This is a genomic window from Xanthobacter oligotrophicus (genome assembly GCF_008364685.1).
Classification (GTDB): domain Bacteria; phylum Pseudomonadota; class Alphaproteobacteria; order Rhizobiales; family Xanthobacteraceae; genus Xanthobacter; species Xanthobacter oligotrophicus.
In genome coordinates this window covers 189,015-207,429 of the sequence record NZ_VTTL01000004.1, presented here as the reverse complement: position 1 = coordinate 207,429, position 18,415 = coordinate 189,015, and the positions used below count along the sequence as shown (strand labels likewise).

General features: G+C 67.8%; 18 protein-coding genes. 10 read left to right on the top strand and 8 right to left on the bottom strand.

Going from position 1 to position 18,415, the window contains the following annotated elements:
- Nucleotides 1-53: 53 nt before the first annotated feature.
- From FZ033_RS07970 to FZ033_RS07950, 5 genes are all read left to right on the top strand, one after another.
- Complete coding sequence (locus tag FZ033_RS07970) at nucleotides 54-1,913, top strand: TRAP transporter large permease (protein WP_408068473.1); 1,860 nt, start codon at nucleotides 54-56, stop codon at nucleotides 1,911-1,913.
- Nucleotides 1,914-1,967: 54 nt separating this feature from the next.
- Nucleotides 1,968-4,013, top strand: coding sequence for a transketolase (tkt, locus tag FZ033_RS07965; protein WP_232847379.1), 2,046 nt, complete (start codon nucleotides 1,968-1,970; stop codon nucleotides 4,011-4,013).
- Complete coding sequence (locus tag FZ033_RS07960) at nucleotides 4,010-4,999, top strand: D-2-hydroxyacid dehydrogenase (RefSeq protein ID WP_149575618.1); 990 nt, start codon at nucleotides 4,010-4,012, stop codon at nucleotides 4,997-4,999. Before tkt ends, FZ033_RS07960 begins: the two co-directional genes overlap by 4 nt.
- 170 nt (nucleotides 5,000-5,169) lie before the next feature.
- Entirely contained in the window at nucleotides 5,170-5,841 is a 672-nt protein-coding gene (locus FZ033_RS07955) for a response regulator (protein ID WP_149575617.1), read from the top strand.
- Complete coding sequence (locus tag FZ033_RS07950; RefSeq protein ID WP_149575616.1) at nucleotides 5,831-7,240, top strand: sensor histidine kinase; 1,410 nt, start codon at nucleotides 5,831-5,833, stop codon at nucleotides 7,238-7,240. The genes FZ033_RS07955 and FZ033_RS07950 overlap by 11 nt, the downstream gene beginning before the upstream one ends.
- A gap of 55 nt (nucleotides 7,241-7,295) precedes the next feature.
- Here FZ033_RS07950 and FZ033_RS07945 read toward each other — a convergent pair whose 3' ends face one another.
- From FZ033_RS07945 to FZ033_RS07920, 6 genes are all read right to left on the bottom strand, one after another.
- Nucleotides 7,296-8,183 (bottom strand): ABC transporter permease, encoded by an 888-nt coding sequence (locus FZ033_RS07945; protein WP_188079376.1) that lies wholly within the window; start codon nucleotides 8,181-8,183, stop codon nucleotides 7,296-7,298.
- 18 nt (nucleotides 8,184-8,201) lie between these two features.
- Entirely contained in the window at nucleotides 8,202-9,020 is an 819-nt protein-coding gene (locus FZ033_RS07940; protein WP_149575803.1) for an ABC transporter ATP-binding protein, read from the bottom strand.
- A 158-nt stretch (nucleotides 9,021-9,178) separates the two neighbouring features.
- Nucleotides 9,179-10,225 carry an ABC transporter substrate-binding protein gene (locus FZ033_RS07935; RefSeq protein ID WP_149575615.1) on the bottom strand — a complete coding sequence of 349 codons (1,047 nt, stop codon included), beginning with the start codon at nucleotides 10,223-10,225 and terminating at the stop codon, nucleotides 9,179-9,181.
- A 276-nt stretch (nucleotides 10,226-10,501) separates the two neighbouring features.
- On the bottom strand, nucleotides 10,502-11,608 hold the full coding sequence (locus tag FZ033_RS07930) for a YeeE/YedE family protein (protein ID WP_149575614.1): 1,107 nt from the start codon (nucleotides 11,606-11,608) through the stop codon (nucleotides 10,502-10,504).
- A 72-nt stretch (nucleotides 11,609-11,680) separates the two neighbouring features.
- Nucleotides 11,681-12,055: an ArsR/SmtB family transcription factor gene (locus tag FZ033_RS07925; protein ID WP_149575613.1), complete on the bottom strand. Its 375-nt coding sequence runs from the start codon at nucleotides 12,053-12,055 to the stop codon at nucleotides 11,681-11,683.
- 39 nt (nucleotides 12,056-12,094) lie between these two features.
- Nucleotides 12,095-12,469 (bottom strand): thioredoxin fold domain-containing protein, encoded by a 375-nt coding sequence (locus tag FZ033_RS07920; RefSeq protein ID WP_149575612.1) that lies wholly within the window; start codon nucleotides 12,467-12,469, stop codon nucleotides 12,095-12,097.
- Between the two features lie 107 nt (nucleotides 12,470-12,576).
- Between FZ033_RS07920 and FZ033_RS07915 the strand changes: the two genes are divergently transcribed.
- Both FZ033_RS07915 and FZ033_RS07910 read left to right on the top strand, forming a co-directional pair.
- Nucleotides 12,577-13,302: a cytochrome c biogenesis CcdA family protein gene (locus tag FZ033_RS07915; RefSeq protein ID WP_149575611.1), complete on the top strand. Its 726-nt coding sequence runs from the start codon at nucleotides 12,577-12,579 to the stop codon at nucleotides 13,300-13,302.
- A 22-nt stretch (nucleotides 13,303-13,324) separates the two neighbouring features.
- On the top strand, nucleotides 13,325-13,897 hold the full coding sequence (locus FZ033_RS07910; protein ID WP_188079374.1) for a SoxW family protein: 573 nt from the start codon (nucleotides 13,325-13,327) through the stop codon (nucleotides 13,895-13,897).
- Between the two features lie 49 nt (nucleotides 13,898-13,946).
- Here the strand turns inward: FZ033_RS07910 and soxX are convergent, their stop codons facing one another.
- Both soxX and soxA read right to left on the bottom strand, forming a co-directional pair.
- On the bottom strand, nucleotides 13,947-14,561 hold the full coding sequence (soxX, locus tag FZ033_RS07905) for a sulfur oxidation c-type cytochrome SoxX (RefSeq protein ID WP_149575609.1): 615 nt from the start codon (nucleotides 14,559-14,561) through the stop codon (nucleotides 13,947-13,949).
- Nucleotides 14,562-14,574: 13 nt separating this feature from the next.
- Complete coding sequence (gene soxA / locus FZ033_RS07900) at nucleotides 14,575-15,405, bottom strand: sulfur oxidation c-type cytochrome SoxA (protein WP_149575608.1); 831 nt, start codon at nucleotides 15,403-15,405, stop codon at nucleotides 14,575-14,577.
- A gap of 262 nt (nucleotides 15,406-15,667) precedes the next feature.
- Here soxA and soxY point away from each other — a divergent pair, with 262 nt between their 5' ends.
- From soxY to soxB, 3 genes are all read left to right on the top strand, one after another.
- A complete protein-coding gene (gene soxY, locus FZ033_RS07895) occupies nucleotides 15,668-16,129 on the top strand; it encodes a thiosulfate oxidation carrier protein SoxY (RefSeq protein ID WP_149575607.1) in 462 nt (153 codons plus the stop codon).
- 70 nt (nucleotides 16,130-16,199) lie between these two features.
- Entirely contained in the window at nucleotides 16,200-16,529 is a 330-nt protein-coding gene (soxZ, locus tag FZ033_RS07890) for a thiosulfate oxidation carrier complex protein SoxZ (protein WP_012113545.1), read from the top strand.
- Between the two features lie 110 nt (nucleotides 16,530-16,639).
- Nucleotides 16,640-18,331 (top strand): thiosulfohydrolase SoxB, encoded by a 1,692-nt coding sequence (gene soxB / locus FZ033_RS07885; protein ID WP_149575606.1) that lies wholly within the window; start codon nucleotides 16,640-16,642, stop codon nucleotides 18,329-18,331.
- Nucleotides 18,332-18,415 lie beyond the last annotated feature (84 nt).

Sequence of the window (18,415 nt, the reverse complement as noted above, 5' to 3'; positions counted from 1 at the left end):
ATCGCGCAATCACGGACCCGGTAATCACCGAGCCGAACATGGCTCATACCCATATGCTGGCGCCGGACGAGCCCGCCGGCGGCTGGCGCAAGGGCGTGCTCAAGGTTGAGCGCACGCTGATCAAGATGGTGGAAATTCCGGCGGCGCTTCTGGTGCTGGCGGAAGTGGTGGTGCTCTTCGTCGGCGTGGTGATGCGCTATTTCGTGCATTCACCCATCGTCTGGTCGGACGAGCTGGCCTCGGTCCTGTTCATCTGGCTGGCCATGCTGGGCTCCGTGGTGGCGCTCCAGCGCGGTGAGCACATGCGCATGACCGCGCTGGTGGGGGCGCTGCCCCTGCCGAGGCGCGCGGTGCTGGAGACGCTCGCCGTCGCAGCGCCGCTCATCTTCCTCGTGGCCATGTTCCATCCCAGCCTCGAATATGCCGAGGACGAGATGTTCGTGACCCTGCCCGCCCTCGACGTGCCCAACACGTGGAAGGCGGCGGCGCTGCCGGTGGGCCTCGCGCTCATGGGCATCGTCGCGTTGCTGAAGCTCGCCCGCAACGCCAATCCCATGCAGGTGGCCGGCGTCGTCGCCTTCCTCGCGGCGCTGACCGCGGTCGGCATCCTCGGCACGCCGTTTCTGAAGACCCTGGGCAACATCAATCTCGTGATCTTCTTCGTCGGCCTCGTGGCGGCGGGGGTGTTCGCGGGGGTGCCCATCGCCTTCTCGTTCGGCCTCGCCACGCTTGCCTATCTCTCCTTTACCACCAACGCCCCGCTGACGGTGGTGGTGGGCCGCATGGACGAGGGCATGAGCCACCTCATCCTGCTCTCGGTGCCGCTGTTCGTGTTCCTCGGCATGCTGATCGAGATGACCGGCATGGCGCGGGCCATGGTGGGCTTCCTCGCCAGCCTGCTCGGCCATGTGCGCGGCGGCCTGTCCTACGTGCTGATCGGCGCCATGTATCTCGTCTCGGGCATTTCCGGCTCAAAGGCGGCGGACATGGCGGCGGTGACCCCGGTGCTGTTCCCGGAGATGATCAAGCGTGGCGCCAAGCCCGGCGACCTCGTGGCCCTGCTCGCCGCCACCGGCGCGCAGACCGAGACCATCCCGCCCAGCCTCGTGCTCATCACCATCGGCTCGGTCACCGGCGTGTCCATCGCCGCCCTGTTCGCCGGCGGCCTGATGCCCGCCGTCGTGCTCGGCGTCATGCTGTGCATCCTGGTGCGCTGGCGCTACCGCAACGAGGACCTCTCCGGCGTGCGCCGGGCGAGCAGCAAGGAAATCCTGCGCGCCCTCGCCATCGCCATCCCGGCCATCGCCCTGCCCTTCGTCATCCGCGCCGCGGTGATGGAAGGCATCGCCACCGCCACCGAGGTCTCCACCATCGGCATCGTCTATTCGGTGGTGGTGGGGCTGCTGATCTACCGGCAGTTCGACTTCAAGCGGCTGATGCCCATGCTCACCGCCACGGCGGCGCTCTCCGGCGCCATCCTGCTGATCATCGGCGCGGCGACTGGCATGGCGTGGGCCCTTACCCAGTCCGGCTTCTCGCAGGAGCTGGCGCGGGTGATGGGCGGACTGCCCGGCGGGGCGGGCACCTTCATGGTGGTGTCCATCATCGCCTTCATCATCCTGGGATCGGTGCTGGAGGGCATCCCGGCCATCGTGCTGTTCGGGCCGCTGCTGTTCCCCATCGCACGCAGCATGGGCATCCACGAGGTGCACTACGCCATGGTGGTGATCCTCTCCATGGGCCTCGGCCTGTTCGCCCCGCCCTTCGGCGTCGGCTATTACTGCGCCACGGCCATCGGCGGGGTCAGCCCCGACGCCGGCATGAAGCCCATCGTCGGCTACATGGTGGCCCTGCTCATCGGCCTCGCGCTGGTCGCGGCCGTTCCGTGGTTCTCCATCGGCTTCCTGCCCTGATCTCCCTTTGATGCGCCGGGGCCCGTGCCCCGGCGCCAGCCAAGGTCACACCCCATGTCGCTCATTGCCTCCACTGGCTTCGCCGAAGCCGGTAACGCCGCCGTGCGTCCGAATGCCGAGGACGGCACCCCTTCCGCGCGGCGCATGGCCGACGCCATCCGCTTCCTCGCCCTCGACGCCATCGCCAAGGCCGAGGACGGCCATCCCGGCGCGCCGCTGGGCGGGGCGGAGCTGGCCACGGCCCTGTTCACCCGCCACTTCAAGTGCAATCCGGCCGACCCGGCCTGGTTCGACCGCGACCGCTTCGTGCTGTCGAACGGCCACGGCTCCATGCTGATCTATGCCTTGCTCCACCTCGCCGGATACGCCGGCATGCCCATGGAGGAGATCCGCCGCTTCCGCGAGCTGGGCGCCCACACCCACGGCCATCCCGAGCGCGACGTGGCGCTCGGCATCGAGGTCACCACCGGGCCGCTGGGCCAAGGCATCGCCAATGCGGTGGGCATGGCGGTGGCGGAAGCCTTCCTCTCCGCCACCTACGGCCCCGAGCTGGTGGACCACCGCACCTATGCGGTGGTCGGCGATGGCTGCCTGATGGAGGGCGTCGCCCATGAGGTGATCTCGCTCGCCGGCCACCTGAAGCTGGGCAAGCTCACCTTCCTGTGGGACGACAACCGCATGACCGATGATGGCGGCACCGACTTCGCCATCTCGGAGGACGTGCGCGCCCGCTTCCGCATCGCCGGCTGGCAGGTGATCGACGCCGACGGCCACGACGTGGAGGCGGTCAGCGCCGCCCTCACCCTGGCCAACCAGGATCCGCGCCCCACCATGATCGCCTGCAGCACGGTGCTGGGCAAAGGCCTGCCGCGCCTCGAAGGCAAGCGCGGCGCCCATGGCGGACGGGTGTTCCCCGAGGATGTGGTGGAAGCCCGCGCCGCCGCCGGCTGGACCCACGGCCCGTTCGAGGTGCCGCAGGATGTCGCCGCCGCGTGGCAGGCCGGCGCCGCCGAGCGCAACCGACCCGCCTATGACGCCTGGCAGGCCCGCGTCGCCGCATTGCCCGCCGACACCCGCGCCGAATTTGAGCGGCTGATCCGCGGCGACCTGCCGGCGGGCGTGCTGCCGGCACTCCACGCCCATGCCGAGGCCCTTGCTGCGGCGGCGCCCGCCCAGTCGTCCAACCAGTCCACCGCCGACATCGTGGACCTGCTCGCGGGCCTCGTGCCCGAGCTGCTGCCCGGCGCGCCGGATCTGGAAGGCCCCACCAACTGCAAGCGCGGCCTCGACGCCTTCACCGCCGAGAACCCGGCCGGGCGCTACATCCACTATGGCATCCGAGAGCATGCCATGGGGTCGATGATGAACGGCATGGTGGCCCATGGCGGCGTGCTGCCGCTGGGCGCGACCTATCTGGTCTTCTCCGACTACATGCGCCCGTCGCTACGCATGTCGGCGCTGATGGAGCTGCCAGTCATCACCCTCTACAGCCACGACAGCATCGGCATCGGCAAGAACGGGCCGACCCACCAGCCGGTGGAGTTCCTGGCCTCGCTCCGCGCCATGCCCAACATGGCGGTGTTCCGCCCCGCCGACGCGGTGGAGACCGCCGAATGCTGGCAGCTGGCGCTCGCCCGCCGCGACGGCCCCTCCTCCATCATCTGCTCGCGGCAGGCCCTGCCGGCCCAGCGTCGTGACTCGAGCGAGAACCGCTCCGCCCGTGGCGCCTATGTGCTGCGTGCGGCCGAGGGCGGCCCGCGCCGGGTGACGCTGATCGCCACCGGCTCGGAGGTGGACGTGGCGGTCCGGGCGCGCGATCTTCTCCAGGCGGAGGGCATCCCCACCGCCGTGGTTTCCATGCCCTGCTGGGAAATCTTCGAGCAGCAGGACGAGGCCTATGTCTGGGAGGTCCTCGGACCGGGCACAGTGCGGGTTGCGGTGGAGGCGGCGGTGAAGCTCGGCTGGGAACGCTGGATCGGCGCGGACGGCGCCTTCGTAGGCATGAGCGGCTTCGGCGCATCGGGGCCTGCCGACGAGCTATTCCGCCATTTCGGCATTACCCCTGCTGCCGTGGCGGATGCGGCGCGGGCGCGGCTGTGAACGCGCCCTTCCCGCCCCAGGGCCGCGTCCCGCGCATCGTCTTCCTCGATCGCGAGACGCTGGCGCCGGCCGTGACGCTCGCGCGCCCGGCCTTCGCCCACGACTGGGTGGAATACGAGCGCACCGCGCCGGACGAACTGATGGAGCGTGCCCGCGACTCGGACATCCTCATCCTCAACAAGGTGCGGCTGGACGCCGAAGCCATCGCCCGGCTGCCGCGCCTCGCCCTGGTCGCGGTGGCGGCCACGGGCACCGACTGCGTGGACAAGGCGGCCTGCGCCGCCGCCGGCATCGTGGTGAGCAACGTGCGCGGCTACGCCAAGGCGAGCGTGCCGGAGCACACCTTCGCGCTCATCCTCGCCCTGTCGCGCGCCATCGTGCCCTATGCAGCGGACGTACGGGCCGGCGCATGGCAGGCGGCGGGGCAGTTCTGCTTCCACACCCATCCCATCATCGATCTTCACGGCCGGCGGCTCGGCATCTTCGGCTCGGGCGATCTCGGCCAGCAGGTGGCGGCCCTCGGACGCGCGTTCGGCATGGAGCCGGTGTTCGCCGGCCGCAAGGGCGCGAGCGAGGCCCGGCCCGGCTATATGCCGTTCGCCGAGGTGATCGAGACCGCGGACGTGCTCACCCTGCACTGCCCGCTGACGCCCGAAACGCGCGGGTTGATCGGCGCGCCCGAATTCGCGCGCATGGGCCGACGGCCCATCCTCGTCAACACCGCCCGTGGCGGCCTCGTGGACGAGGAGGCGCTGATCGCAGCACTCGACGCCGGCCAGGTTGCCGGGGCCGGCATCGATGTCGCCATGCCCGAGCCGCCCCCCGCCGACAGCGCGGTGATGCGCCTTGCCCACCACCCGAAGGCCATCGTGACGCCCCACGTGGCCTGGGCCTCCATCGAGGCGCAGCAGGCGCTGGCGGACCAGCTCATCGCCAACATCGAGGCCTTCGCCGCCGGCCACCCGGTGAACGTCGCCGCCCCTTAGGCCGGAGGAATCGCCCTTCTCGGCGGTCGGGTGCTGCATTTTACCAATGGACCATGAGCTTTTCTCATGGTCCATTGGTCAAGCCCGCGCGGCGCCTGAGCGTGGCCCTCTCGGCATCGGTCGAAGACCGAGGCCGTTGGCATTAGTCTGCCCGCCGGGACAGGAAACGCATGCGCCTTCTTCTGGTCGAGGACAATCTGGAGCTCGCCGGCTGGCTGGCGAAGATCCTGCGGCAGGACAATTACGTGGTCGACGTCTTCCACGACGGTGAGGAGGCCGACCACGCGCTCGCCGTTGCCGTCTATGACCTGGTGATTCTCGACCTCACGCTGCCGAAGATCAACGGCATGCAGCTCTTGCGCCGCATCCGCAGCCGCAAGGATGCCGTGCCGGTCATCATCCTCACCGCCAATGCGAGCCTCGACGGGCGCGTCGCCGGCCTCGACGAGGGGGCGGACGACTATCTCGCCAAGCCCTTCGACATCGCCGAGCTGGAAGCCCGCATCCGCGTGCAGTTGCGCCGCTCGGCGCGGCGGCCAGACCCGGTGATCAGCTGCGGGACGCTGGCCTTCGACACCAACACCCGCCTGTTCGCCCTCTCCGACGCCCCGCTCGCCCTCACCCCGCGCGAGCATGCGGTGCTGGAGATCCTGCTGATGAAATCGGGGCAGACCGTCAGCAAAACCCAGCTCTCCCAGAGCATCTTCGGCCTCGACGACCTCGCCGATCCCAGCGCCATCGAGATTTACGTGCACCGCGTGCGCAAGAAGCTGGAAGGCAGCGACGTGCGCATCGTCACCCTGCGCGGCCTCGGCTACCTGCTGCAACACGATGCGCATTGAGAGCCTGCGCCTCCAGCTCCTGTGCTGGCTGCTGCTGCCGCTGGCGGGGCTGGTGGCGCTCAATGTATGGACCAGCGGGCACCAGGCCCGCGCTACCGCCGACCTCGTAACCGACCGCACGCTGGATGCTTCCGCCCGCGCCATCGCCGAGGATGTGCGCCTCGACCGGGGGGTGATCGATGCCACCATTCCGCCCGTGGCGCTGGAGATGTTCGACACCGGCCACCGCGACCGGGTCTATTACCGCGTGGACACCGCCGAGGGACGTCTTCTGACCGGGTATCCCGACCTGCCGCGGCCGAAGGCGACGCCGAAGGAAGGTGTTCCCCTGCACTTCTCCGCCCCCTACCGCGACCAGGAGCTGCGCCTCGTGGCGCTCCAGTATCCGGTGGTGGGCGCCCATGACGGGGAACGCGTGACCGTGGTGGTGGGGGTGACGCTGGCAGGCCACGCCGCCATGGTGCGGGAATTGTGGGTGGGCGGCTTCAGCCAGCAGCTGGTGCTGCTCGCCGCCGCTGGCCTGCTTGTATTGGTGGGGCTCAGGCAGGGCCTCGCCCCGCTGCTGCGCCTGCGCGACACCGTGATGAACAAGGGCCGCGACGACCTCGCCCCCATCCCCGATGCGGCGGTGCAGAGCGAGCTGAGGCCGCTCGTGGCCGCCCTCAACACCTATATGGCCCGCGTGGAGGGGCAGATGGCGGCGCAGCGCCGTTTCGTCGCCAATGCGGCGCACCAGTTGCGCACGCCGCTGGCCCTGCTCGCCACCCAGGTCACCTATGCCCGCCGCACCCCCGATGCGGCCGAGCGTGAGGAGGCCCTGTCCGGGGTTCAGGAAAGCACGCGGCGTCTTGCGCGCCTTGCCAGCCAGTTGCTGACCCTGTCCCGCTCGGAACCCGGCAGCCGCCGGCCGCGCGACGAGGAGATCGACCTTTCAGCGTCGGCGCGACTGGTGCTGGAGGGGCTGGTGGACCTCGCCATCGAGCGTGGCATCGACCTCGCCCTGGATGCGGACGCCCCCGTGCTCACCCGGGGCGACGGCGCCATGACCCGCGAGGCCATCGTGAATCTGGTGGAGAACGCCCTGCGCTACACGCCCTCGGGCGGCAGCGTCGCGGTCAGCGTGCGCGCGGACGACGGCTGGGCAGTGCTGCTGGTGGAGGATTCCGGGCCGGGCATCCCACCGCAAGAGCGCGACAAGGTGTGGGAGCGCTTCTACCGCGTGCCGGGCACCCCCGGCGAGGGCTCGGGCATCGGCCTCTCCATCGTGCGCGAGGTGGTGGACGGCGCCGGCGGGACCCTCAGCCTCGGCACGGCGGAAGCCGGCGGGCTGAGGGTGGAAATGCGTCTGCCGGCAGCTTCCGCCACCGGCAGGTTGGAGGATGGCATCCGGGGCGCCTGATCGCCAGACCGGGTGCCCTCGCTCGCCGACAGGGTCTCCGACGACTACCCGTTCCTCAGTTCTGCTCGCTGTAGGGCACGGGCCGCCACTTCACGAGCCGGTTCTCCACCAGGGTGATGAAGAACTCCATCACCAGCGCCAGCACGGCGAGGATGATCATGGCCGCGAACACGCCGTTGGCGTTGAACGCGCCCTGCGCCGTGGCGATGAGCAGACCGACGCCCTGCTTGGCCCCCAGGAACTCACCCACCACCGCACCCACCAGCGCGAAGCCGAAGGAGACGTGCAGGGAGGCGAGGATCCAGCTCATGGCCGAGGGGATGATCACCGAGGTGGTGATCTGGAACGGCGAGGCACCAAGGATCTGGGCATTGGCGATCATGGCGCGGTCGGCCTCGCGCACGCCCTGGAAGGCGTTGGCGAACACCACGAAGAACACCATCACCACAGCGAGCGCCACCTTCGACGCCATGCCGAGGCCCAGCGCGATGATGAAGATGGAGCCCAGCACCACGCGCGGGATGGAATTGGCGATCTTGATGTAGATGGAGAACACGTCCGCGAGCAGCTTGTTGCGGCCCAGCACGATGCCGCAGACGACGCCGCCGATGGCGCCGATGAAGAAGCCGAGAACGGTCTCTTCCAGCGTGACCAGGATCTGCACCCAGAGCGACCCCTGCGAGGTGCCTTCGGTCATCCATACCCAGATCTGCTCGGCGATGCCCGAGGGGCTGGCGAAGAAGAAGGGATCGATGAAGCCGGTCTGCGCGCCCAGCTCCCAGATGCCCAGCACCGCCACCAGGATGGCGATGCGCAGAGAGATGACGAGGGTGCGCCGGGCCTTGAGGCGGGCGCGGGCCTTGGCCTCGATCTCGGCTTCGGTGGGAATCGCGCGGGGGGCCGCCTTGAACGGGGCGGACGGGGCTTCTGCCTGCATGGTCATTGTAAGTCCTCCCTGTCTTCAGTGGCCGGTTTCAAGGGTGCGCTGCTGGCCGATCTGCACTTCCTCGCGCAGGTCGCTCCAGATGGTGCGGCACTTCTCGACGAAGGCGGTGTCGTAGCGGATCTCCTCCATCACCCGCGGGCGCGGCAGGTCGATCTGGTAGACGCTCTTCACCGTGGCGGGGCCGGCGGTGAGCACATAGACCTTGTCGGCCAGCGCCACCGCCTCTTCCAGATCGTGGGTGACGAACACCACCGAGGCGCCGGAGCCCGACCACAGGTCCAGCAGTTCGTCCTGCATGTTCGAGCGGGTCTGCACGTCGAGAGCCGAGAAGGGCTCGTCCATGAGCAGGATCTTCGGCTCGTTGATGAAGGTCTGGGCCAGCGCCACGCGCTTGCGCATGCCGCCGGAGAGCTGGTGCGGGTAGTGGTTCTCGAATCGGGAGAGACCGACGCGGGCGATCCAGTCGCGCGCTTTCTCGTAGGCCTGTTTCCTCGGAAGGCCGCGATAGAGCGGGCCGGCCGCCACATTGTCGAGCACGCTGCGCCACGGGAACAGCGCGTCCGCCTGGAACACGAAGCCCACGTCCTTGTGGATTCCCTCCACCGGGCCACCCATCACCCGCACCTCTCCGGCGCTGGGCTTGGCGAGGCCGGTGACGAGGTTGAGGGTAGTGGACTTGCCGCAACCGGTCGGGCCGACCACGCAGGCAAACTCGCCGCGATCCACCGTCATGGTGAAATCGCGCAGCGCCGTCATGGACTTGCCGTTTGGCGTCAGGAACCGGCGGGTGACGTTCTCCAGCTCGATGGCCGGCGAGAGCGCGGCGGCGGGCATGATTGGCGGACGCACGTCCGCCACGGCTTGAAGAGACATGCGTTTCCTCCCATCGCCGGCGTCAGCCGCGCGGCGACCTTGGTCTTGCGGGTGTTTGCGGGTCTTGGTTCGGGACGGCGGGCGCCGAAGGTCAGGCGCCCAGCGTCAATTCCTAAGGCTCAGTTGCCCAGCGTCTTGGCCGCGTTGTCCACGAAGAGCGTCGTGTAGGTCTTCGACAGGTCGATCTGCTTGCCCTGGACGTTCTTCGAGAAGGCGGCGAGCACCTTCAGCACCGTCTCCGGGCCATCCGCCGGCATGCGGCCATCCGGCGTGAACTGGGCTTTGCCCTCGGCGAGGCCCTGGATGTAGAGGTCCTTGTCGCCCACGAGGTAATCCTTGGGCATCTTCTCGGCGATCTCGGCAGCGCTGTGGCTGGCGATGAAGCGCATGGTGCGCACGAAGGCGTTGGCAAGCTTCTGCGCGTCCTCAGGATGGCTGTCGAGCCAGGACGACTGCACATAGAAGGACGCGGCTGGATAAGGACCGCCCAGCGCCGCCACGGTCTTCTCGGGGGTGCGCATGTCCACCAGGATCTTGGCGACGCCGGTCTTCACCAGCTGGCCGATGGTGGGTTCCGTGGTCATGCCGGACTGGATCTGGTCCTGCTTCATGGCCGCGATGAAGGTATTGCCCGCGCCCACCGGCAGCAGGGAGAAGTCACCGGGCTTCAGGCCCGCCCGCGCGGCGAGATAGCGGGTGAGGAAGTCCGTGGAGGAGCCGAGGCCAGTCACGCCCAGGGTGTGGCCCTTGAAGTCGGCGGGCGACTTGATCTGGTCTGAAAACTTCGCCGAGACCATCTGCACTTCGCCCGGTGCCTGGCTGAACTGCACCACGGACTTCAGGAACTTGCCCTTGGCCTGGAGGTCGATGGTGTGGTCATAGAAGCCCACCACGCCCTGCACGGCGCCGGCAAGCAGCTCGTTTTCCGCCTCGACGCCGGCGCGGGTGTTGATCAGCTCGACATCAAGCCCCTCGTCCTTGAAGTAGCCCAGCTCCCGGGTGAGCACGGCCGGCAGATAGATCTGCTTTTCCATGCCGCCAACGATGATGGTGAGCTTTTCCGCCGACGCCGCGCCAGCAGACAGCAGGCCGGCGGCGACGATGAACGACCCGGCGACGACGCGCAGGCTGCGTCCCGCGTGGCGGAACGGGGAGAAATGGGGCATGGGTCGGCCTTCCCTGAAGGGCGCTTTGCGCGCGCGTTTCCTCGAATGGTGATGCCTTGCGGCATTCTCTTGGTCTTGCGGCACCCGTTGGCGAAAGGTGGCCGTGGATCGTTCTAAGCCACCCAAACTTTCAGTCGGCTTTCATGTCCCGCGCGATTTGAAAGGATATGCGTCATACCAACGGCCTCGGTCTTTGACCGATGCCGAGAGGGGTGCGCTCAGGAGCCGCGCGGGCTTGGCCAAGGGCCGACGAGCCGAACTCATCGGCCCTGGGTATCAGGGCCCCGCCCGCCAGCGCCCGTGCGCCTCGATCATGCCGCGCACCGCGTGGATGAACGACCCCTCCATCAGCAGCGCGATGCCGAGCCGCGCGCCCACCACCATGCCGGCGATGGCCAGCGGCCAGGACAAGGCCAGAAGCGATCCCGCCGTCAGCCCCTGCCCGATGGTGCAGCCCCCGCACAGGATGCCGCCCACGCCCATCAGCACCGCGCCGAGGAGATGGCGCTTCATCTCGCGCGGATCGTCGAACGCCTCCCAGCGAAAGCCGTCTGACCGCCGCGCGGCGGCGAACGCGCCCAGCGCCACGCCAAACACGCTGCCGGCACCGAACTCGGCAAGGCTCGCCTGGTCGAACAGCAGGCCGAACAGGGTCCGCGCCACCGGCGACACAAACGTGAGGCTCTGGGGCGCCGTGGGGTGGGCGAACTCGTCCACCAGAAGGGTTGTGGCCAGCCATCCCGCGACCACGCCGAGGCCCAGCACGACGCCGGCGGTCATCAGCCGGGGTGCGCGCCGGAGGCGGCGGTCGGCGCAGGCGGGCAGGATCAGGACGAGGCCCGCCAGCGCCCCCATCCAGCCGCGCAGATCCTGTCCCGAGACCCGCCCGATGAGGGAGGGAAGATCCGCCTGCGTGCCGGCGGGAAGGGCGAGAGCTACGCGTTCCAGCCCATCCACCCGGAAGCCGGAGAGGACCCCGCGCAAGGTGGCGTAGGCCGCCGCGCCGAACACCATCAGCACCACGAGGCTTCGCAGGTCGCCCGAGCCGAGGCGTACTAGCGAGCCGAAGGCGCAGGTGCCCACCAGCGCCATACCGAGGCCGAACAGCAGCCCGCCCAGCAGGATGCCGAGCCACGGCAGCGCCATGGGCACGTAATTGGTGCGTTCGGGCGCGAGGATGCCGGCGAGGGCCAGCGCCTGCGTCCCGGCGATGGCAAGGCCGAGAGCGAGGGCGAACACCTTCATGCGCCGCCAATCCTGGCCCACCATGGCGTCCTCGAGGGCGCCGAAGGTGCACAGCCGGGCGCGGAACACGCAGAAACCCGCGATGCCTCCCACCAGGAGGCCCGCGAGCGCGGTCCACCAGGGGCTTGAAATATCCATGCGCCGCCTCCTCCCGTAGATGGCAGGCGCAGGACTTGTGTCGTCCCGTCGCCGGCCCGGCGCTGTTTTGTCTTACTTCTTGTCGGCGCGTGCCGACCCGCAATACATGTCGTAGATCACCGAGATGACCCGCCGCACGTCGTCATTGGCGAGGCTGTAATAGATGGTCTTGCCGTCGCGGCGCGTGGTGACGAGATTGTCCAGCCGCAGCCGCGCCAGTTGCTGGGACACCGTAGGCTGGCGCAGCGACAGGATATTCTCCAGCTCGGTCACCGACCGCTCGCGCTCGGCCAGCAGGCACAGCAGCAAGAGCCGGTTCTCGTGGGAGAGGGCTTTGAGGAAATCGCTCGCCTTGCGCGCGTTGCGCATGAGCTGGTCGAGTTCCGGCGAAATCTCCGGGCCTTCGCGCAGTTCGTCCTCGATCCGCGTGGACACGATGGGCGGCATGGTCTCGAACCTCTCACAAATCGACGATGCTCTCCGGCCTCACGGCCGTTTGGGCGCGCCCTGTTGCGTCAGCGCGCCGAGCAGACCCCAGAAGGCTTCATCTGAAGCATAGCCCGTAATGCGCCCGACCTCGCGTCCTTCATCCACGAGCACGAAGGTGGGCGTGAAGCGGACCGGCCGCGCAAGCGCGACATCCGCCGGCACCCCGCCGGAAAGGTCCACCCGGCGCAGCGGTGCGCGACGGCCTTCCTCGGTCTTCTGATAGATGGGCGCCACATCCCGATCGAACTGGAGGCAGTAAACGCAGCCCTTGCGCTCGAACATCACCAGTTCGCTCGCCCGCGCGGGCACCGCCGCACCGAGCACGACGGCAAGGACGCCCATGAGGGCCAGCAAGGACAAGGCGCGACGCATATTCCACGCTCCAGAAGCGCGATTTCACTTCTCATATTATCGCATTCGCATATATCTTGAGCAAGCTCGGAAACCGCATCGGCTCAACGCATGCGGGAGGGAGGATCATGTCGCTGGATATCGGCCTGCCCGGCGCCTTCCTAGCCGGGCTCCTGTCGTTCGCCTCACCCTGCGTGCTGCCGCTGGTGCCCGCCTATCTGGGCTTTCTCACCGGGACGGTCGCGGGTCGCGAAGGGCAGGCCGCGCCGCGCCGGCGGGTGATCGCCGCAGCGGCTCTGTTCGTTCTCGGCTTCTCCACCGTCTTCATCCTGCTGGGTGCCACCGCCTCCACCCTCGGCCAGATGCTGATGCGCCATGTGGAGGCGCTCACCCTCGTCTCCGGCGTCCTGCTGGTGCTGTTCGGCCTGCACATGACCGGCCTCGTGCGCATTCCCCTGCTGTACCGCCAGGCGAAGATCGATGCCGCCACTACGCCTGCGGGCCTCGTCGGCCCCTATCTCATCGGCCTCGCCTTCGGCTTCGGCTGGTCGCCCTGCGTCGGGCCGGTGCTCGCCGCCATCCTGATGGTGGCGGGTGCGGAAGCCTCGGTGGGCAAGGGCATGGCGCTGCTGGCGGTCTATGCCGCCGGCATCGGCATCCCGTTCCTGATCGCGGCAGCCTTCACGGGCCCCTTCCTCGCCTGGGCGGCAGCGGCGCGGCGGCGTCTGGGCCTCATCGAGAAGGTGGCCGGCGCGCTTCTCATCCTCACCGGCCTCGCTTTCATGACCGGCTTCATGCCCGAGGTCGCCCAATGGCTCATGGACCAGGTGCCGGCCCTCGGCGCCATCGGCTGACGCAAACCCCGGAGGGACCTTGATGTCGGATGCATCCCACCTCACCCGCCGCGGCCTCCTGCGTGGCGCCTCCGGCCTTGCGGCGACAGCGCTCACGCCCGGCGCGGCGAAGGCCGTGACGCGGCTCGGCGATGACGGCCTCTATGCGCAGAACTGGTACCTGGACAGCTTCCTCGACCTCTCCGAAGATCTTTCCGCTGCCATCTCGAAGGGGCGCCACTTCGCCCTGCAATGGAGCCAGCGCGGCTGCATCTATTGCAAGACGTTGCACACCGTCTATTTCGCCGATCCCGCTCTCGCCGACCCCATCCGCGCAGCGTTCGACATCGTCCATCTCGACCTGTTCGGCGCCCGCGAGGTGACGGCCTTCGACGGCGCCCGCCTCTCCGAAAAGGCGTTCGGACAGCGCGAGCGCATCCGCGCCACGCCCACCTTCCAGTTCTTCGCGCTGGACGGCGGAACGGCGAAGGAGGTGGCCCGCCTGCCCGGCCTACTGCCGCAGACGGAGTTCGCCGCCATGTTCCGCTATGTGGCCGAGGGCGCCTACAAGGACGGAACGTTCGACGCCTTTCTCGCCCGCCGGGGCCGCACCTGAAAAAAGGCCCCGCGCGAAGCGGGGCCCGGGAGGAAGCGGACGGGCGGCGCTATTTCACCGGCTTGTTCACCGGTGAGTCGGGGTCGAACAGATACGCCACCACGTCCTTGATCTGCTGTTCGCTGAGCACCCCGTTGTGCCCGAAGCGCGGCATGGGCGAGCAGGCGAAGGCCGCCTGCGGATTGAACACCTTGGCATAGGCGGCCTTGGCATCGGCCGGCGCGAACTTGCGATCCGCGCCGTAGTTGGTGAGGCTGGGGCCAAGCGTGCCGTAGCTCACCTCGCGCGGGTCCATCTGGTGGCAGGCATAGCAATTGCCGCCGCTCACCGTGCCCGGCGGATCGGAGAACTGGCCGCCGCGCCCGTTCTGCGCGACCTTCTCCCCCTCCTTCCAGCTGCCGATGACGCTACCCTCGGGCAGCTTCACGGTCTTTGCCTCCCGCGCCATGATGGCGTCCGCCTCCTTGGCCGAGGGCTGGTTCCGTGTCACCGAGCACAGCTGCATGGTTTCGTCCGGCACGAGCCGTTGCGCCCAGCCGTCGGGAAGGTTGGTGAAGCTTTCCTTCACCACGCGGTCCACCACGACGGGCGACGCCGGCGAAATCTGCTGGGCATGGGCCAAGCCGGGCAGAACAAGCGCGGCGGCGATGAGTATCTTCTTCATGATGCCTCTCCCCTCAGCGCTTGATGGACGGAACGTTGAGCTCGCCGCCCGCCGCCTGCGCGTTCAGGAAGACGGTGAGTGCCGTGACTGCCTCTGAGCCGTAGTCGGGCGCGGGCATGCGCATCTGGCGGTAGCAGTCCCACAGACGATGCTGCATGGTCCTCAGCGCGCTCTGGGAGACCCGGTAGGTGGGCCAGGAGGCCATGGTCAACTGCGCGTCCTTGCCGGGCTTGTCGAGCTGCGGCAGGCCTTGCAGGCGGATGCGCTTGCCGGCGTCCGCATGGCAGGTGGAGCAAGAGAAATCATTGATGGCGGAGCGGCGGAAGAACAGCGCCTCGCCAATAGCATAGGCCTCCTTCTCCCTGGCATGATCGAGCGGCACGGCGATCGCCATGCCGTTGGACTTGTTGGCGATGAAGGCGACGAGATCCTCCATGTCGGAGCCTCGGCCCGGCCCGGAAAAAGGCTTTGCCATGATCGGCTTGATGTCGAGGCCCTGGATCTTGTCCATGCACCACAAGAGCCGCTGCTCCAGGTCCATCACCTTGTCGGCGTCGGCGAAATAGCGCGGCAGGGTGGCGTAGGCACCCTCCAGCTTTCCGGCTCCCAGACCGAGGTCGCAGCTTTCCAGGGAAACGTTTTTCGTGCCTCGCTTTTCCGCCCACAGGGCCTCGCCCCGGTCCACCGCGAGGTAGCCGGGATTGGCCATGGGATCGTTGATCATGGCGCGGTAGCGCTCGATTTCCTTCTCGCTCGCATCCTCCTGGGCGCCGGCCCGCAGGGTAGGGGCGAGGAGGAGAGCGAGGGCGCACAGACATGTGAGAAACGGGACTTTGGGTCGCATATATCCTCCCGGTCTTGACGGGCCGAGGCGCCGGGCTTTCTGGTGAAGCCCTTGAAACGCAACGGCCTTCGGCCCCGCGGCGGCCAGTGATAGGCAATCGCGATGACCCGATGGAGGCTACTTTACATTCAAAGAAATCGATATCACAATATGTGAAATTGATTGGCGATGGCGCGGTGCGCCTGCCTTCAATCATCAAGCAAAAATAAGCATTTAAGGCCTCATCCAGGGGCCCCCCAGGAGGAAACGGATGACCCTTCACATGGATTCACCCCTTCTTGCCACCCGCCGCCGGGCGCTGCAGCTGGCAGGCGTTGCGGCCCTCGCCGCGGTGCTGGCGCCGCGCATGAGCTTCGCCACCGAGGCGCAGGTGGCGGAGGAGATGAAAAAGCTGTTTGGCGGCAAGGCCATGGGCGAAGGCAAGATCAAGCTGGACGTGCCGGAGATCGCCGAGAACGGCCTCGTCGTGCCCATCAACATCGACGTGGACAGCCCCATGACGGAAGCCGATTTCGTCAAGTCTGTCCACGTGTTCGCCGACGGTAACCCGCTTCCCCAGGTGGTCACCTACACCTTCACGCCGGAGAGCGGGAAGGCGTCGGCTTCTGCCCGGATGCGGCTGGCGCAGACGCAGAATGTGATCGCGGTGGCGGAAATGTCCTCCGGTGCGCTGTTTTCCGCAAGGTCGCAGGTGAAGGTCACCATCGGCGGCTGCGGCGGCTGAGTAAATCTCAAAACGAATCACAATAATCGCGGGCGACAATCGCCCCACCTGAAATATCGGGAGGATACCCATGGCCATCAAGTCCGCGCCCCGCGTGCGCGTCCCCGCCCAGGCGAAAGCCGGCGAGATCATCGAGATCAAGACCCTGATTTCCCACGAGATGGAAAGCGGCCAGCGCAAGGATGCCGCCGGCAAGACGGTGCCGCGCGACATCATCAACAGCTTCCAGGCCGCGTTCAACGGCAAGACCTTCTTCACCGCCGAATGGTTCCCGGCGATCTCGGCCAATCCCTTCCAGTCCTTCTTCTACAAGGCCAGGGAGAGCGGCGAGTTCACCTTCTCCTGGAAGGACGACGCTGGCGCCGAGCAGAAGGCCACCGCCAAGCTCACCGTCGCCTGACGTCAAAGCAAAAATCCGCCACTCATCCAGCTTTCGGAAGCGCTATACATCCGGATCACGCACTGATCCGGACGACGCCACTCCCATGACTTTTGGAAAGCGCGATCACCATGATCTCAAGGCGCGATTTTCTGTCCGCCGGGACGGCGCTCGCCGGCCTTCTCGCCGCCTCGGGACCGGGGCTGGCGCAGGCCATCGGCGGGCAATTGACCCAGAATGACCTGTTGAAGTTCGGCAGGATCGGCACGTTCACCATTCTGCACGTCACCGACATCCACGCCCAGCTCAATCCGCTCTACTTCCGTGAACCGTCTATCAATTTGGGCGTCGGCGATGCGCGGGGCGTGCCGCCGCACTTAACCGATATCGCCTTCCTCAACTACTTCAACATCAGGCCGGGCACGCGCGACGCCTATGCGCTGACCTCGGAGGACTTCACGGCGCTTGCACGCAGCTATGGCCGCATGGGCGGAGTGGACCGCATCGCCACCCTCATCAAGGCCATCCGCGCCGAGCGGGGGGCGGACAAGGTTCTACTGCTCGACGGCGGCGACGGGCTTCAGGGCTCGTGGTCGTCGCTGCAGACCAAGGGCGAGGACATGGTGCGGGTATTCTCCGCCCTCGGGCTGGAGGCCATGGTCGGGCACTGGGAGTTCACCTACGGCGCCGACCGGGTCACAGCCATCAAGGAGCAGGCCCCCTTCGCCTTCCTCGCCCAGAATGTGCGCTCCACCGAATGGGGCGAGCCGGTGTTCGATGCGGTGAAGACCTTCGAGAAGGGCGGCGCCAGGATCGCCGTCATCGGCCAGGCCTTCCCGCGCACCCCCATCTCCAACCCGCGCTGGATGATCCCGGATTGGGAGTTCGGCATCCGCGAGGAGGAGATGCAGAAGCAGGTGGATGCCGCCCGCGCCGGCGGCGCCGACGTGGTGGTGGTGCTCTCCCACAACGGCTTCGACGTGGACCGCAAGATGGCCGCGCGGGTGAAGGGCATCGACGTGATCCTCACCGCCCACACCCATGATGCCATGCCCGCCGCCACCGAGGTGGGCAAGACCCTGCTGATCGCCACCGGCTCCCACGGCAAGTTCCTGTCCCGCCTCGATCTCGACGTCCAGGACAAGAGGGTCACCGGCTACAGGTTCCAGCTGATCCCGGTGTTCTCGGACGTGATCGCGCCCGATCCGGAGATGACGAAGCTGGTGACGGAAATCCGCGCGCCGTTCGCCAAGGACCTTGCCCGCGAGGTGGGCCGGGCGGAAAGCCTGCTGTACCGGCGCGGCAACTTCAACGGCACCTTCGACGACATGATCTGCGACGCGCTCCTGCAGGAGCGGGACGCGGAGATCGCCCTTTCCCCCGGCTTTCGCTGGGGCGGCACGCTGCTGCCGGGCGATCCCATCACCTTCGAGACCATCTCCAACGCCACCGCCATCACCTATCCGGCCTGCTACCGCAACACCATGACTGGCCGGCAGCTGAAGGATGTGCTGGAGGATGTGGCCGACAACATCTTCCATCCCGACCCCTATTTCCAGGGCGGCGGCGACATGGTGCGCGTGGGGGGCGTCGGCTACGCCATCGACGTGTCGAAGGGCGTCGGCCAGCGCATCTCCGACCTCACCTTCCTGAAGACCGGCAAGCCGCTGGAGGCGGACAAGACCTATACGGTCGCCGGCTGGGCGTCGGTCGCCCAGACCGTGGAAGGCCCGCCCATCTGGGAGGTGGTGGAGCGCTACGTGGCCGGCGCGAAGACCGTGAAGATCACGCCCAATGCGTCGGTGAAGGTGACGGGGGCGTGAGGACAACGCCGACTTGCCCCAGAGCCGACTTGCCCCCGACAAGCCGAGCCCCCTCAGGCACCCGACTCCGCCAATAATATTCAA